General features: G+C 60.7%; 9 protein-coding genes. 1 reads left to right on the plus strand and 8 read right to left on the minus strand.

Annotation, left to right across the window (positions count from 1 at the left end; genetic code table 11):
• Window positions 1-743: 743 nt before the first annotated feature.
• The 8 genes from NK1_RS03860 to NK1_RS03890 form a co-directional block, all read right to left on the minus strand.
• Entirely contained in the window at window positions 744-4,058 is a 3,315-nt protein-coding gene (locus NK1_RS03860) for a DEAD/DEAH box helicase (RefSeq protein WP_157104062.1), read from the minus strand.
• A gap of 2 nt (window positions 4,059-4,060) precedes the next feature.
• The gene (locus tag NK1_RS03865; RefSeq protein ID WP_084460559.1) at window positions 4,061-6,973 is read right to left on the minus strand and encodes a DUF1156 domain-containing protein; all 2,913 of its coding nucleotides are present in this window, start codon (window positions 6,971-6,973) and stop codon (window positions 4,061-4,063) included.
• Between the two features lie 12 nt (window positions 6,974-6,985).
• Window positions 6,986-7,456, minus strand: a complete 471-nt coding sequence (locus tag NK1_RS03870; RefSeq protein ID WP_063007179.1) for a DUF7680 family protein — start codon at window positions 7,454-7,456, stop codon at window positions 6,986-6,988.
• A gap of 2 nt (window positions 7,457-7,458) precedes the next feature.
• Window positions 7,459-10,740: an ATP-binding protein gene (locus NK1_RS03875; RefSeq protein ID WP_063007180.1), complete on the minus strand. Its 3,282-nt coding sequence runs from the start codon at window positions 10,738-10,740 to the stop codon at window positions 7,459-7,461.
• 979 nt (window positions 10,741-11,719) lie between these two features.
• Entirely contained in the window at window positions 11,720-12,130 is a 411-nt protein-coding gene (locus NK1_RS03880; protein ID WP_245660333.1) for an NUDIX hydrolase, read from the minus strand.
• 154 nt (window positions 12,131-12,284) lie between these two features.
• Window positions 12,285-13,952 (minus strand): ADP-ribosylglycohydrolase family protein, encoded by a 1,668-nt coding sequence (locus tag NK1_RS33440; protein ID WP_084460560.1) that lies wholly within the window; start codon window positions 13,950-13,952, stop codon window positions 12,285-12,287.
• Complete coding sequence (locus NK1_RS33445; protein WP_084460561.1) at window positions 13,945-14,589, minus strand: DarT ssDNA thymidine ADP-ribosyltransferase family protein; 645 nt, start codon at window positions 14,587-14,589, stop codon at window positions 13,945-13,947. Before NK1_RS33445 ends, NK1_RS33440 begins: the two co-directional genes overlap by 8 nt.
• Window positions 14,586-15,971: a 3'-5' exonuclease gene (locus NK1_RS03890; RefSeq protein WP_063007182.1), complete on the minus strand. Its 1,386-nt coding sequence runs from the start codon at window positions 15,969-15,971 to the stop codon at window positions 14,586-14,588. Before NK1_RS03890 ends, NK1_RS33445 begins: the two co-directional genes overlap by 4 nt.
• Before the next feature lie 1,126 nt (window positions 15,972-17,097).
• Here NK1_RS03890 and NK1_RS03895 point away from each other — a divergent pair.
• Window positions 17,098-17,412, plus strand: a complete 315-nt coding sequence (locus NK1_RS03895) for a WXG100 family type VII secretion target (RefSeq protein WP_063007183.1) — start codon at window positions 17,098-17,100, stop codon at window positions 17,410-17,412.
• Window positions 17,413-17,424 lie beyond the last annotated feature (12 nt).

The raw sequence follows: 17,424 nt of genomic DNA on the forward strand, positions 1-17,424 counted from the left end.
CCATGGATGCCGCCGAGGCCCGAATTCCGACAATGCGCATGTCAGGGCAGCAAATCCAGGAAACGGAAAGTCTCCGAAACGATAGACCTGGACGAGCTTCGATTTACTACACCAACTGAGGGTTGTCGAGCCACATCACAATTAGGCGAGTGAGAGCGATGTTGAGCACCGAATAGTCGATCACCGTCCGACGACCATCCTCCGACGCCGCCACTCCGAGACGGTCATCAGCCAGACGTGCCGCGACCTGCTGCCACACCGCCCCATCGGAAACCCGACGGGCAGATGCTCGACGCTCGAGCACACGAGGACTGGGTCGAACTTCTTCGTCGAGCCCGGCGAGCATAACGACAGCAATGTTTTCAGTCTCGACTACCTACCCGGAGATGTCTGCCTGCGGTGTATCCAACAAGACGTCCGAGTCGGTATAGCTCCTATATCAATTCCGCAGATCACTGCTCTGGTACAGAAGCGATAGCACCAGCCAGATTGTCACGCACCACTCTTGTGGTCGTGTGCTCGCTGCCGAGGACCCGCTTGCAGGCGGTGAGGGTCCGCTCGAACAGAGCGATAGCTCGGGGCGGTCACCCGCCCTCTCGTAGACGCCGGCGAGGTTGTTCCTGGAGGACAGAGTGGTCGGGTGGTCGTCGCCGAGGACCCGCTCAAAGTCGGTGAAGTTCGCTCGTACAAGCCACCACGGCCTGAGAACGGGCCACCGAAGAGCGATGCACTTGACATCGCGTTTACGAATCGACGGTATCGGCGGGCAAGAGGGCGCCCAATTCCGGTGATCCGTAGGTGAGGAAAACGAGGTCGCTGTCGCTGCTCGTGTCCCAAATGTCACGGTCGAATGTCACCAGGACTGAGGGCGTGGTCGGCTGACTTGAGTAGCAATCGGCTGACGTCGTACCGTTGGCAAGTCCGAACGAGACACGGGTCTCGTTATGCGGAAGGAAGAGTCTGTAAACTCCGGGACTACCGTCGTCTGCGGCTAGCCAGCGGCTTGAGAGTCGGTTGTTCGTGAGCTTGGCGGCAAGACCTGCCGGAGTGATCTCACCAACCAACTCCGGCGGAGGATTGATGGTGAGTTCCTCGTCAGGGGTGCCGAGGTCGTCGGTGCCGATGGGCTGGTTGTTGATGTCGTCGATCTGGTTTCGAATGCCGGCGATCTCGTTGGCGATGGATTCGTCGCTGATGTTCGCGGCGAGGACGAGGTCTTCGATGACCTTCTCGACGGTCCCGAGTACGGGGGCGGCGCCGCCGAGGATGTTGGTGAAGTCGACGTAGTCTTCCTTGATGCCTTTGTAGACCTGCTCCTCGACGGTGTCCTCATAGAAATAGTTGCTGATCTGGAGGTGTTCGTGAGTAGCGCCGATTCGGTCGATACGGCCGATGCGCTGCTCGACGCGCATCAGATTCCAGGGCATGTCGTAATTGATGAGGCGGCCTGACGTCTGAAGGTTGAGGCCCTCGCTCATCGAGTCTGTACCGATCAGTATCTTGATGTCACCGCTGCGGAACCGGGTCTTGATTTCGGCCTTGGAGATCGGATTCCATGTCCCTGTACCGGGATCGTAGATCTCGCCGCCGCGGCCGGAGTAGCAGCCGAGTCTGTAATAGTCGGCAGCCAGAAGGCGTTCGCGGACGTAGTCCATGGTGTCGGTGTACTGAGTGAACACGACCGCGGAGTCGTAGGTTTTGAACGACTCGGCCAAGTCCTCGACGAGCTTCTTGGCCTTGGTGTCTTCTCCGGTTATGTCGCCGAGGTTGTTCAGGAAGGAGCGGAGCTCGCTGATCTCCTTCTTGAGATGGTCGGCTCGGGTGTCGAAGATCTCGGGGTCGAAGAGGGAATTCTCCAGGTCGGCACCATCGTCGTCTGTAAGGAGGTCGGCGAGGCTCTTGCCTTGCTCGAGGACGTCGAGACGGCGCTGCAGGGACTGCTTGATCGCTTCGAAGGAGGAGGTCAGTCGGCGCCGGTAAACGGTCATGATGAAGCCGAGGGCCTTGGTGGCCTTATCGGATTTGTAAGCGTTGTAGTGGCGGCGGATGTATTCCTCGATGCGGTCATACAGCTTGCGCTCGTTCGGCGCCAGGGTGATGAACTCGTCGGTGACGTGCCGGTGCGGGATGACGATTGAAGCAGGGATGATGCCAGCCTCCTGGTAAGCCCGCATGGTCTTCCGAGTGTTACGGAAGACACGGTCCCTGACCGGAGTGTGGCGGCGTGCCCACTTATCCATCCACTCGGAGATGGCGTTGGGGAACTGGAGCCGGAGGTCAGCTGACGGCGGACTGCCCGCCATCCCAGTGACCGTGAACGCGTCGGCCCAGCCAAGTTCGTCGTCGATCCGCCGCTCCAGCTCGCAGTCGCGTTCAGCGAGAGGGTCGGAGAAGTAGTCCTCCAGCATGTCGCAGATGAGTTTCCAGCCACGGCTTTCAGGCGGCTCGTTGAGATAGGTGAAGTATCGCGTGAAATGCGACGCCTGGTCACCCCACTTGCCCGGCAGTCCGAGAAGCTCGATGAGGTCCCATGCTTCGTGAGGGTGCATCTGCATCGGGGTCGCCGAAGCGAGATACAGGGCCTGCCACATGTTGCGCTTCTTCATCTCCAGGAGCAGCGCGAGCAGGGAGTTGGGAGTATCGGAGGCGGTGGAGCCGCGGCGGCGGGCGTGATGGGCCTCGTCCACCAGGACTACATCCCACGGTCCGGCCTCAAGGATCTCGGAACGACGCGAACGGCGGCGAGCGAGATGGGAAGAAGCGAGGACTAAGGGGAAGGCCGACCACGGGTTCGCCTTCGAGTCCGTCGTGATGGGCTGGTCGAACCGGTCGATGAAGCCACCCTTGTCGTAGCGGGCAACGTCGAGGTTCATTTTCTCGTGAAGCTCTTCCTGCCATTGCTTCATCACCGAGGCGGGAACCAACAGTAGCGCCTTCTTTGCCCGACCAGAGGTGAAGAGCTCACGCAAAACCATGCCTGCCTCGATGGTCTTGCCGAGGCCGACCTCGTCGGCGAACAGATACCCGCGAGGGTAGGTCGACACAACTCTGTGGATCAGCTCGGCTTGGTGCGGCAGCGGTCTAGCCCACGCAGTACCCACGCCAGTCCACGCGGATTTCTTCGGCGCATCCCGTAAAGCGATCAGCTCGTCCCACGCCGGCTGGAAATCGACATCCGCAACGACTGGCGGCGGTATCTCCTGATCATCCTCCTCAGTCTTCGGCTCCGGCACGAGTGATTCGAATGGGAACGGCGGAGCGGCCGGAGCGTGCTCTATCAGGTGTTCTCGAACGGCGGTGGGCAGGTCAATGATGGCCCACCCCTCGTCGGGGTTGTCGCGCCAGTGCCGGTCGAACGCACGTTCCTTGGGCGCGCCGTAGTCCTCCCACGACTCGGAGCGCCAGGATCGGTAGGCGTCGAAGGTCTCGTGGTTCTTCACCCATGCGGTGACCGAAGCGTTGTTGGAGCCACTGAATGCGACCTTATGTCCGTAGCGGTCTGTGAAGATGCCGTATTTCGTGTGGAAATAGCGGCCCGACTCCTGATGGGTGAGCAGGCGGCCATGTTTGTCGACCGGGATGCCGACTCGGATGTCGAGCCGGTTATTGGCGACCAACCAGGCCAGCACACTGAGGTGCTCGCTCTGCACGATTTTCGTGCCCTCCAGGCCAGGATCAGCCAATAAACGCGCGGCGACCACATCGTCGAGCGGAGTACCCGAGAGCACCGCGTCGATATCCTTCTTGCTGAGCTGAGCACCGACGATGAGCCTCATCACGCCGCCACCAGCGATGAAGTAGGCCGTTCCTTGCGCGGCAAACTGCAGCTCTGCCCCGGACCAGTAGCCGACTGCACGATCGTAGGCGATGGCCCTGGAAAGCAGCGGCTCGTAAAACGTCGTGAACGGTGCATCGTCTGGCGAGTACATCGCCTTCAGCTCCACACTGCGGAACGAGTCCTGTGCCGTTACAGGGTTGTGGTCGAAGAGACCATCCTGCGTCGGTGCCGCGGGCTTGGCCGCGGCACCAGGGAACAGAGCATCGTCGTAGTCGGCCAATCTCACTCCAACTCAAAGAGCGTGTCGAGCTTGTCCTCGACCAGCGTGGCCACGTCGTTGACTTCCGGCAGGGTCACGTCAGAGAAGTAGAGCGTGCACAGTGTGTCAAGTCGACCGGCCTCGGGCACGATCCACTCGCCCTTGACTTTGGTGCGCGGCATTGCGTTCACCAGCCCCTGCAGAGTGGAGATGAACCCGGCATCGTTGACGTAGTCGTGCTTATCGAGGAATCGCTTCGCGGCCGGCATGCCGTCGTGCTCTGCGATATACAGGGTCGTGTCGACCGCGTCGATGATGTAGTCGAACGACTCAGCCTCGGGCCGCACGCCCGGAGCGTCGGAGTCGCCACCTCGGCGCACACGCTCACTCGGAGTAAGCAGGGTGACCTTGCCCGAGGACTTAGCGACCACCTTGGCCCGCTCAAGCTCGTCGATGTCGAGACCGCCAACGGCAAGCGCTAATAGGCGGGCAGTGTCGAACGGGAACTCACGGGCGGCGAAGGTGTCCCAGGCCAGCAGCACAAAGTCGGTAAGCGTGTCGACCTTCGCCGCCATACCGACCAGGCGGGAGCGGCGCAGGCCAACGATCTCCTCGCGCGCTAGGGCGAGGGCTTCCTCCGGCCGCAACAACTTGTCGCGGCCATCCTCGCCCGGGGTCGAGGAAAAGACCGGCCAGCTCCGCGAAATCACCGAGAGCGTCGGGCCGTATGTCGACAACAGCAGGTCCACGCCCTCGATGCCGTCGTGCTGGAACTGGGTTGCCGCCTCTCGAGCTGCGCGTCGGATGTCCTGTTCGATGTCATCGAGATACACCTTGACGTCACCGTCTCGATCATCTCGCTTGCGACAGACCAGCATGATTGTGGACGCCGCCGAGTTCACGTTCGCCTGGTGCAGTGACACCTCTGACTCGGTGTTGACCGGCCATGATGTTTCGATCGTGAAACCTGCCTGCATCAAGCCCATTCCAAGGGTGTCCCACGCCTCGGCTCGCTTGTGAGTGAACATCACCGACAATATGCCGTCATCGGCGAGGACTCGAAGTGACTCCTCGAAGATGCTTGTCATCTTCGCCTCATAGTCGACGTCGGCAAGTTCCTTGCGCCGCCCGCCCATCGCCGCGAAGCGCGCCGGGTTAGCCACCGCCTCGTTTTGCTTGTCAGTCAGGTCGTCGTGGAAATAATCAGGGGCTAGGCGCCCCAGAGTGCGTTTCTCCCAGACGTAGAAGTAGTCAGCCAGCTCGGCGTACATGACATTGTCGTAGTACGGCGGGTCCATGCATATGTGGATCGCTGAGCCATCCTCAAGATCAAGCCTTGCGGCGCTCCCTTGCAGGACGGACACGTTCCTCGTCAGCCGGTCGTCGAGGTTGTCGTCGGTTTTTCCAGTCTCGTCGAGCAACCGAGCAATGCCGCCGTAGGCGTCGAGTAGCTGGTCCAGCGCCCATGAGTAAAGCGCGGTGGCACCTTCGAACTCGGCGAACGTCCACTTGAAGGAGAAGTTGTGCTTCTCGAAGACGCTACGCATCTTCTGGCGCGAAACGTCCCAGGTGGAGGCCCGAGAGTTCCAATTGAGCGCCTTGCCCTGCATCAGTGCAAGCTCAAAGAGGATGGCATCGGCCGACCCGCCGAGCGACTCCTGGACCTCAGGCACGATGCGTGCGAACTCTTCGCTGAAGACCCCGTGCACCAAGGCTTGACGCGGAGTGAAGAAGTCGAGCCAGGAGTTGATGCCATACATACGGTGACCGCGGTCATAATTGGCTTCTGCCGGGATTTCTTCAGACGGCAAAATGTCCGTCACCTGCCATAGCAGCTTCACCTCTTCAAGCTCCGCCTCGGCGGCAGCAATGGCGTCGAGGTCCATCTGGTTGGGTGCCCGGAAAGTACGTTCGCCAGAAGGCTTGCGGATGGCCACTGCGTAGAGGACCTGTCTCATCTGGTCGGACTGTGCGGCCTTCTTTATGTAGTCGCCGTCGATGACGAGGTTGTCGTATGGAGAGATGGCCTTGCCCCGAGCGGTGGTACCAGTGGAAGCATCGGTCTTGTCGATCTCTCTACCGAGGGCAACCTCGAAGATCGGCTCGACCAGGTCAACGCCATCGCACTGGGTGAGCAACCGGACGGCTGCTTCCTTGCCTGCGGTCTTGCGGAGCCACTTATCAGGCAAGAGCGGGACGAGGCGACCGGTACGAGGGCAGGGGATGGCGTTGGCGTACAGATAGGTGGCGACTGTCTCAGCCCTGCCGTGTGGGAAGTATTCCTTGAGGCGTCCCTCGACGCGCTGGACGAGGATGCCACCCCACTTCTTAAGGTCCGGAAGAAGATCGACCCCGCGGGTCGCCGGGATCTCGACGCCTGCTTTGAGCACGCTCGCGGCCACGCCGTTCAGATCGTTGGCAACGACCGGAAGGCCGAGTCGGCTGGCGGACCACGGAATCGACCCGCCACCGGCGGTCGGGTCCACGATCAGGGGGAGCTTGCCCCACGTGTGGACCAACACGGCATGGAGCAGGTCGATGTCCTTGCGCGGGATCGCGTTCCGGAATGCCTGTCTGTAGGTGTACGGGTTGGGAATCCGCTGGCCTGTTGCAACAGCGACGTCATAAAGGCGGCGGGCCGTGACCGGATCACCCCAGATGCCGACGAGATGGAGTAACCAGCGGCGGTAGGCCGCCTCATCCCGGAGTTCGACGGCATCAGGAAACGACTTGGCGAGCTCCTCGGACCATGCGGGAAGCACGCCTGCAAGAACGACGGCTGCAGAGGCAACGAGGGGGCGCCGGGCCCACCAGATATGGAGGAAGGAGAGTGGTGGAAGCGCTGAGGCGGCGCCGCGTTCGCGGCGGGACTCGATGCCGAGCTCGGCGACGGGGAGCCAGTCCTCGATGAGAACGCGCGGCTTAGTGCTGCTCAGGTTCGGGTCCTTTCAGTCGTCAGAGAGGAGGATACGGAGGGCTTTACGGGCGCGACTGGCGTCAACTCCGACGCACTTCGAATACCAGTAGTAGGTCTCCTCGGTGCTCATGGCGTTGACGCCGGCGACAAGAGCTCGAACGCGCTCATGCTTCGCGATGGGTTGGGTGGCCAAAAGAATCAGTGCCAGACGTACGCCGTCCGGTTCGGTGAGCCGTATGGGCACTTTGCGGGTGAAGGTCAGTACGCTGGACTGGTAGCCCGACCGCTTCACGGCAGCGAACAGGGCGTCCATGACCCGGCCCGTCTGCCGCGGAGTAAGGGTAACGACGGTCGCGGTTAGGGCCGCGGTGGCCTCACCGTAAGTCTCCTCAATTGTGAGGCCGTAGGTCTCTCCGGAGCCGGGCTTCACGGTGAGACGAAACCCGCGGACGCCATCGACGGCAGCGAGCCGTCGACTCGGGACCGTCATGAGTTCGGGCATGGTTATTTGGTCACCTCGGCCGTCATCGTTGTGTTCTTCATGCCGAGCTTCTTGATTACATCGTGGATATGCAGGAACTGGGGGTCATCGACGTCGAGTGCCGGGTCGAACCGGAACGTGAGGGTGACATCACCGACCACCTTCGTGGCGGCGGTGAGCGCCTTCTTTGCGTGGCCATACACCATTTGGAAGTCGGCGCGCTCGGCGGTGCCTTGGAACTGTATGCCGCCTCCGGTCAGTCCTTTGTACTCGGCACGGATGGTGGAGCGGACGGAGATTGTCTGCTTCTGCAGCATGCCGAGACAGGCAACGGCGAGGTCGAGGTCACTGGTGCCAGACGCAGCATCCGCACTCACCTTCAAAGTGAGGGTCGAAATGGTGCGAATCGTGTAGTCGGAGACGGCGTCGATCAGAATCTGCATGGCAACTCCACCGGCACCGTTCGCAGTAAAGGTTTTAGAAGTGGCTGTGCGGGTGGGGATCTCGACGCCGATTGCGTCGGCGGTCTCACGAGGCAGGATGTGGAGGGTGTCGAGGCCCTTGTCCTTGATCGCCGATGGTGAGAGCGCCCGGACGCCCGCGGCGGGCTCGGTGTCAGTGACCACGATCCAGCGGTACTCGCTGGACTGCACGGCGGTGGCCAGCAGCTCGAGAACCTCGGTCTTGGAGGGCTCGCCACCGCACGTAACCTCCAGGCGGGCGCGGAGTTCAGAACCGGTCAGCTGGTCCCCGGTGAGCACCGAGCGGATGTCGGTCTGGGTGGGTTTACGCACCAGCAGGCCACGCTTCTGCGCCTCGATCATGGTCATGACTTCGGTGTCGGCACTGAATGCAATCGACATGCCGGCCTGGTTGTTTGCCGTGTAAGCCTTCCCCTTGGCGGAGTCGTAGTAGACCCAGTTGTCGTGGTTGACGCCGTTGACGATCGCGTCGCGCAGCAGGGAGATATTACGGACGATGGGGACCTTGTGGTCAGACCAGAAGTAATCGGCGATGGAGGCGGTGCTCGTGGCCTCCTTGTTGGCCCAGGTACGGGTGCGCAGGAACGATGACGTGAATTCGCTGGTGCGGATTTTGCCCTCGTCCGTCAGCAGGGTGATGACTGCGGAGGTGGCATTCTTTGGGTCACCCTGGGCCTGGGCGGGGAGCTCACGGTGACGCAGGTAGCCAGTGGCCTTCTCATCGGCCGGGTAGTAGATGTGCTTGAAACACCGGGTGACGGCGATGCGCGCCTGGAGGCGGGCCTCCTTGTCGTACGCCTCGACCTTTCTGCGGACCTCCTCGCTGAACTGGCCTAGCCGATGGGTGTCGGACGCGAGATTATTGGAGGCGATCAGCGAGCGTGCCCGGTCCTTAAGTACGTGGATCTGCTCGGCGTCGGCGATCGCGAAAACCAAGGAGTTGCGGTATGTGCGGGGCGTGCCAACCGAGCCGACCTTGTCGAGCATCTCCACAATCTGCGTCGGCGGCTGGTTTGCGTGGCGCTGGTCAACGGCTACGGCATCGTGGTCAAGCACGACCATCCGTAGCGTGCCCTTGTCTGGAATCTCGGCGGGGCCTGACGGGAAATGGATCGCGGTGACACCACCGTCGTTCGCGAACGCCTTCGTTATCAGGCTGCGTACTTCCGCGGCGACCGTGGTGTTGGCGACATTCCGTTTCTCCGTCTCAATTATGGCGTTGACATTGGGCTCGATATTGAAACGCCACCGAGAGCCGTCGTAGGACAGATGCCAGAAAACCTTCTCCGACTCGGTCAACGCCTTATCGAAGATGTTGGCGTCCTCACCGGGGCGCAAGGTGCCAACCAGCCAATCGTTGCGACCCGCCCCGGCCGTGGCGACCATCTCCAGAGAGTGGGTGAACACGGTACGGGCCACACGGGTGGCGTACGCAGGCTTGCCAGGAAAGACATCAGCATCGACGGCAGCTGCGTGGGAGGTTTTGGAGGCGAAGTCGCCCTTGGCCACACTCGCATACTCAGCGCGGCCGAGGCCATCGGTGAGGTGGTTGAGGACCGGCTCGTTGGAATAGTCGATGTCGCCGACGTTGATGACCGCTGCGTCATCGCTGGTGGCGTAGATGTTCGCCACGACCTCGGCCAGAAGCTTCAGCGCGCCGCGGGCGCGCTGAAAATCAGTAATATTGCCCAGGCGCTTATCGAGGACCCGGACTAGCTCGGGGTGGAATGGGTACGTCTTGGTGACTAGGTCTGCATAGGTAGCAGGGTGCTCGGCTCCGCCGGCGAGCTGCTCAGTCTTACCAAGCTTTTCGTAGAAATCCCGGTACGCCTCCCCTGCCGCCTTGGCAGCGCCCTCATCCACAGACACGAAGAGGCGCTTCTTGAGAATTTCGCCAATCTCGTTGTCATTGGCTGGCTTAATCACCGCGCTCGGCTGCACCGCGCGGGTCATCAAGTCACCCGTTTCCTGAGCTGCCTTGACAGAGGCCGTGTTGGCGGCGTCGACCTTCTCCTTCTCTTCACCGGTCAGCTCGCTGATCTCGGTGGTTTCCGCCCCGAAAGCGTTGGTGGTCGCTGCCAGGGTAATGATCACCGAGACCTTGTTGGTGGGGTCGGAGGCAACCTCGAAGAGGTTACCGAGGAAGACAGGAATCGCGCCGGCCATGCGGCGTACGTCTTCACTGCCGGAGGAAGTCACCGCCCGAAGGTGCTTGGCGACCTCGTCGATGATGACTACCGTCGGCTTGCCGCCGAATGCTGCTTTGATCGTGGCTGTGCCCGGAGCAGTGCGTTGGGCATCGTTCGCCCCCATCACTGCGAAGGCGTCTTCACCGATCTGGGCTGCCATCTCACCCCACATTGTGTAGGTGCGATGGCCATTGGTCTCAAGTCCATTCGTGGGGTCGAGGACATCGCCGACTAGGGCTGCGACCTGGACCGGACCGTCAGGAAGCAGGTTCGGGTCGAGGAACTCGGCGATGTTGGAGGGTCGCGCACCTGTGGCAAGGTGGTAGACGGCTGTCAGGCCGTGGGTCTTTCCGCCACCGAATGAAGTGGTCGGGCGGAGCACCCCGTTTTCCCCAGCGATCCCCTTCGCTCCACTGAGACGGCCAAAGGTCTTGGTAAGCAGCGTCTTCAGACCGCTCGTGGGGTAAGTCTGCGCGAAGAATGCCTCCGCATCGCCGTAGACCGGATAGTGCTCCGGCTCCCGGACCACCTTGTCCAATTGCGCTGCGAAGTGGTTGTCCGCCAACCCGCCTTCGAGTACGTCATCCCGTGGAACGCAAGCCTTCCGCAGAGCCACCAGGCTCGACGTTGCCATGCCTCCCCCTCCTGTTGTTCGGACACCGCGGATGCGGCATCACTTCTCGACCTGCTCATCATGTTAAGCGGGCCACCGACAACTTCGCCGAACAGCGAGCATAGGGCTCATAGTTCCTCAGCCGGACTGCGGTGGCCGCGGCATGGGCCCGATGACGAACTTCACCGCGCTTCGACGATGGACTGCTACGACGTCCCATAGTTCCTCGCCAAGACACCGCCGCCGAGGACGGAACGCCCTCCGACTACCGCAAAATGCCCCTGCCCAATCGCTGTACAAGGTTCCCGCTAGCTGGTCCACTCCACGCCACACGAATTTAGAAGCCCTGAACACAGCGAGACAGACCACCGCGCCCGACACTTCGCGGCCCTTCACCCGAACCCGCTACCGAGTAGAACCACACAGACCCGGCCGCCACCATCACCTACCGTCCTACTCGACAGCAACCCGCCGACCCGGACACCCACACCACCGATCTACGGGGATATTTGGCTTCGACCAGCAACTACCACCCGGAAACCGCAGTTCATCCCCGTTCCGATGCTCGATGTACCCTCCTGAGGGCATGGGCCTGCGACAGCAGTCCGCGCCCGCCTGTAGCGTCGACCGATAATCCTGGTGTCGGCGGTCACCACGTCTCACACGCTTCGTACGCCGGTTGGCCTCAGCGGCTCCGAGCCGACACACCTCAACCGCATACGTACACGAGACCTACTACCGTCCCAAACCCGCTGGAAGCAGCATCAATAGATGCGCTCGCTGACGCGACCGGTCCAGCCCTGGCGCTGCGATACGATCGAATCCCGATCAGCTCGGCGCTCGGAACTATCACCGCAGTTTCGGGCATCGACATTTTTCCAAGAGGCGATGTTCGCCGGCATGCCAGCTCGGATCGGATATCAAAGGCATAGCGTGTTATCCAGCGTCCGGAGCCCGAGATTCTGGCGACTGTGGATCGTGTCGAGCGCCGATTGGCGGCTCAGCCAAGGTAGGGGTAGCAGCCTGAAAGAAAGTCACCGATCTGCTGACGCATCCTGGGGTGGATGTCGTACTCGTCCAGGTCCGCTGGCGCGACGAAGGCCACGCCGTCTGCTTCATCGTTGATCGTCGGTTCACCGGAGATCGGCCGGCCGATGTAGGTGTTCTCGTACTGCTGGCGGACTTCGCCATCGGTATAGGCGACGATGTGATTCGGATTGCTATACACGCCAAGAAATCCCGTGATCTCAGCCGTGATGCCTGTTTCCTCCTGGCACTCCCGGATGGCGCAGTCCGCCGCGGTCTCGCCGACGTCCATAGCGCCACCGGGCAGTGCCCACTGGCCGGTGTCGCGGCGACGTTGCAGCAGGATGGCTCCCTGGTCGTCAGTGCCAAGCAGATTGCACGCCACAACCAGTTAATTCGGCTTCGGCGCCGCGGGATCGTTGTAGTACTCAATCCTGCCCATGACGTGCCTTTCAGTTAGGAGCCCCGGGCCGCGCGTCGGCCCAAACAGCGTCGAAGCTCTACAGATCCTGCACAGTCGATGCCCTTGGTCCGCCGGCCTATTGCTCCTTCGATGGACGTAGCGCGCGGGCTACCTCTCGGGTGAATTGCGAAAGTTGCTCGTCCGTGCCACTTTCGACTACGCGACGAAATGCATAGCCCAGGTCGCGATCGACATACTGCCGCTTCTTAAGCCAATTCAGAATTACTTCCAGTTCGATACGAGGGTCCGTCGGTTTCGATTGCCCACCGTCGCTATCGCCTATGGCGAGCTGAGCGAAGTCCGTAGAGATACGTGCGCTTGAGCTACCTTTGCTTTCGCTCACACCCTGGCTACGAACCTGTTGCCGCAACCGCCGGTCGTTTGGCCAGTTCCCTTGAGGTAGAGCAGGCGGCTCTGAGCGATGCTTCAGCAGCATGGTGGGCCCGAACGTTGACTTCATCCATTGCCAATTTCCAGCTCCGGAGCTGTACGAATCGCCGACTGGCTGCACCCAGCCCAACCCTGCGACCGCCAGACCTCCATCCGCGATCCCGACGCTGTCGAGCCCCGTTTTGGGAGGTGCCCATCGCAACAAGTCTGGATAGGGAAAAGCCTTGACCGGCTCGTCCTCCGAAATACGGGCCAACCGCTCGGCTTCATCGGAGATATATTCAGCATCCAACAGCGGCGACGGTAGTTCCGTTGGACTCACCGCTCCCACAAGCGCCGCCGCCATAGTCGCAATGGTGTCGGTGTCTGTTGCGAGGCGGGATGCTGCGAGGCGAGCAGCCTGTGCCGGGCGCTCGGGATACGCCGAAGCCAGCACCAGTCCCGCGATTGCAGTGGCTACGCCGCTGCCTCGCGTTTGCTCCTGATCCAGGCCCAAAGCCGCCACGAGGGGCTCATAGGCTTTTTTGGCTACACCGAAATTTCCGCCTGCAGACTTGAGAGAATAATAGGGTTCAATGCAGTAATCTAGAAGCCGCTGAATATCATCGACAGCTCGATGCCACGCCGTCCTGAATTCTTCGCCAGATACGCTCTCCCACTGAGGCATCCAATAAGCTGCCAGTTCGGGAGTATTATAGAATACACCGACAGCATCGCGAATAACACCCAGGAGCTTGGGCCATTCATTCGGTTCCGGGATGCTGCCGAATTCAAGAGCGAAAGTGAGTGTTACTGCATGAAATACGGCACCAGCAATACCATTGGGATGGCCGTGTGTTACGATTGAGTTCTTGATGACATCGTCGAGATGACGGAATGACATCAGATTTGCAGCGGCGTATACATGGGGCTGAATGCGCATTGCCGCACCGTTTCCGCCTGCCGATTCCCAGCCTTTGTAGAAGTTTGTAGCCCAGTTGGCGCTGTGCTTGCTCATGGCGTTTGCGGCAGCCTTGCTGGCTCGACCACCTCCCAAGGCATATGCCTGCCAGACGGGGAGTTCTACCCGCGCAAAAGCTTCGACGTCGAATCCAGAGCTTGAGATCGATCTCGCCGTGGCCAGACGCAGCTGCGTGTCGTCGGAATAGCAGCCTTCCGGCAGGCTTACGCGAACGCCCATTCGTCCACCGATTTGGCGATGCCAGCCGAAAGGTTCCGTTAGGTCACGGCCCTTGGTACGCCGTCTCAGGTTTGCGGGGGTTGTGAGCTCGGAAATCCAGCCCAAAGCGTCCGCCCAAGCTGACCACAGCATCGACGACTTCACGCGTGCGGGGCGGACTCCAGGCTCAGCCATTCAAGAAAACCTCTGGTCGACACATAACCGGGACGTGAGGAACCGAAGGGATGGCAGCAACCCAACCCTCTATATCTTCCAAATGCTCCTCCTTGGGCACATAGATTGCCCGCAGCTTACCGATGGGTACCGACCTTGGATACAAAACCTCTGCCTGATCGTTCGTAGGTCGGTGGTCGGGCAGCCCGCGGCGCCAACTTTCGGCACCGTAGTATCCCCACGGGATCGGCTCACTGTACAGATCTTGGAGTCCAGCGAGTCCTTGCCCTCGCCGAACGGTGGTTGCGTAGGTGTTGTTCGTTGTCGTGAACCAGACCCCTTCGTCTGCAAGAACCTCAGCCGAAAACGAGAGCACTGCCCACCAGACGTCTTCGACGCCGTGCCACCCCTGCGAGGTTGTCAGCATCCTCTTATTCGCCACCGAGATTGACATGTTGACGTAATCAGTCCACTCCGGATCTTTTCTTGAGGCGCAGTTGACCTTGCGGATGTTTTCCAGGTATTGATCCGCATTTAGTTGGTCTCGGCTCAGCACCGCTTGGGATGCGAACACACCGAGCAAGCCGTGATTGGTGGTGAAATGGACAACTTCAGTGATACCCCGGGCCTGGACAAAGTCCATGATCTCGCGATTCACAGGTCGACCCTCCGATATGTGGACGGGTCTATCAGCCCGATCAGAGTAGATGCCTCGTCTGCCTTGTACCCGATCGTAACCGTCTTACGCGCACGTCCGACCCCCATGGCTAACAGCCTACGCAGGTTGTCGAGGCCGGCATCATCGGCACCGTCACCGTGAGGCGTCACCTCTTGGTTAAGCCCCAGAATCACGACGTGGTCGAACTCAAGCCCTTTAGCTGAGTGGATCGTGCAGAGGGCAACGGTTTCCGCGCCGCCGGGCCACTCGCTGGCTCGGGTGAGCTGGACATAAGGGAAGCTTGCGTCTCGGAGCCTGCTCTTCACGTAGTCGAACCAACCTCCGCCTCGCGGATGTAGAAAGACAACCGACTCATCGGTCAGGTCGGCGGTATCGAGCACATTCTTGACCACCCAATCCATTTGATCGCTGAACTTGCCAACGAGCATGCTGGGCAACGCTCCCGTCACTGTTGCCGCATCGAAGTCGGGCAGAATGCCATCGTCGCCGACCGACATACCGTCGACGAGGCTGCGCGCCAATGCAGCGATCTGCTTGGTGTTACGGTGGTTCTTCTTCAGGGTACGACTAGTGACATACGGGATTCCAGCCTCTTTCCAGGTGAAGGATCTTGGATAGATGCGCTGCGCCGCATCTAGCACGAACGTGACGGAGTGATCGTCTGGCACATGCTTGAGGATCGTCCGAACCTGGTTGGCTGAGAAGTCCTGTGCCTCATCCACAATCACCACGTCCCATGGCTCCGCTGGTGAGTCGCCAGCCTCAATCGCGACGTCGTTCCAGTCCCGCAGCCCGTCAACCTTCTTCGCCTGAATATAGGGGTAGATCACCTCGTCAAGTAGCCGACGCCGGGTTGCTCCCTCCATTCGCGGCGAAACGCCGCGGCCGTCCCGTTGGGCTGTGACGTACTCCTCCAAGCGTGCTTGTTCGAACCTTCCAAGCACATACTGGATCTCGTCGTCGAGGAAATCATCGGGCATTCCGAATTGCGCAATCAGCCGCTGTAGAATGTTGTTTGCTTCCCTATCGTCCGGGCCACCGACAAGGTCCACAGCGAACTTGCCGAAAGTCGTGACTTCGAGTTGCAGATGAGCATCTGCCTGCACTTGGTCGGCGGCCAACTCCGCAATGTAGCCCTGCAAAGTACGGTTGTAGGTGAGTACGAGCACTCGCACAGGACGTGCCAATCCCAGTCGCTCCCTGCGCTTCAGCCACCATGCGCAAAGGTGCCTCAACCGCATAAGAGCCGTTGTCGTTTTGCCGCTGCCAGCGGCCCCCTTGATGACAAAGACACCAGGTTTCGTGTCGAGGAGAAGCTGCAACTGCTCCGAGGTCGGCTTCACAACAGGCAAAATCCGCATTTCCCCTCCAGCGGGATCGGTCCCAGTGCGCTGAGCTCGCGCCCACGGCATGCTACTACCGAGAAGTGCTGTGTGTCAGCGTGATTCACGCCAAGATTGCACGCGTGAGCGAGATCGAGTTCCGGGCCTACTACGACGAGCTGCACCGCGTCTGAGTAAAGGTCAGGGCGGTGTGCTGGTGGCTGTCGGAGCGGGTGCAGAAACAGCTGCGCTACGCCGAGACCGGCGAGGTCGACTCCGTGCTGCTACTGACCTCCGATCCGGAGATGACCGAAATCGACTGACCACGTTACCTTGTTGCTCCACTGTTCGCCGTGCTGCTGAACAGTCGCCAAGCTCGGGCACAGACAGCGTGGGGCCGCTGTCGATGCCCAGTTCGGAGGTCTGTCTACCTAAACCACCTGTAGGACTTAGGAGTTCCGGCCAGTGTGACGCAGAGGGAGAGAGCTGCTCCTGGACAGCCTTCTGAGGCATCAGGCGCGTTCCTGCCTGGTATCTGTCGAATTCATACCTTGTGAAGCGAACCAGTTGCCGAAGGTAGCTAAACCACAAACGATGGATAGAGCGGGTGCCGGAGAGGCAGTCTAGCCTCAATCGGGACGCAGAAGTTGCACCCCAGGATGCATCGCTATTCCAGAAAACGCAATGTGTTCCAAGCAGTTTCACTATTCGCCGGCTGACTTCGGTACGAATTTCATCGCCATTGCCGCATGCGCTATCGGACCGCAACGCCATGTCTGAAACCACGGGACTGGGTTTCGACCTCAAGCACGCCAGCATCGACCACACGCGCGATTGCAGCGCGAACCGCGCCACTGGGACGTCGGGCCAGTCAGATTTTGTCACGGGGCCCGTCGTATCGGTCATCGTCCCATCCATGATCGCCGCGAGCATTCCCGTTCCACCGAATAACTCCGCCGACTCCGGGCGTTCCGGAGCAGTTGATGAACCCACCTGCACCAGCTGCCAGGCTCTCCTCTCCATCGCAGAGCACCCTCATTGGGGCGGTGACTGCCTCTGCTTCGTGAAGTAATAGGGACCGGTATGACCACTCCTCCGCTCGCTTCCGGTTGCCCGCGTCATATAGTGCATGTCGGGATTCGAAAGCACCTGTGAAGGGGGGATTTTGGCCGAGCAGATGCGGGTGGACCCAGCGAAGCTGCGTGAAGCATCCAGGTTCGTTGCCGACAAAGCCCAGGCGATGCGGGAACGGCTCAAGACGCTCGACGACACGGTGGGCAAGCGTCTGTTAGCTGAAGGCTGGACCGGTAGCGCTGCGTCCGGTTACGACGGGTCGTGGACCGAGTGGAAGAAGGGCGCCGAGACAGTGATCGAGGCTTTGGACGAGTCGTCGTTCAAACTCGCGGACGCGGCGAATGTGTATGAGGCGCAGGAAGCCGCCAACCGTGGCGGCATTCAGCAGTCCAGCTTGAACATGTGAAAAGGGGGAAGA

Origin of the sequence: Nocardia kruczakiae NBRC 101016, from assembly GCF_001612965.1 — a bacterium.
GTDB classification, from domain to species: Bacteria; Actinomycetota; Actinomycetes; order Mycobacteriales; family Mycobacteriaceae; genus Nocardia; species Nocardia kruczakiae.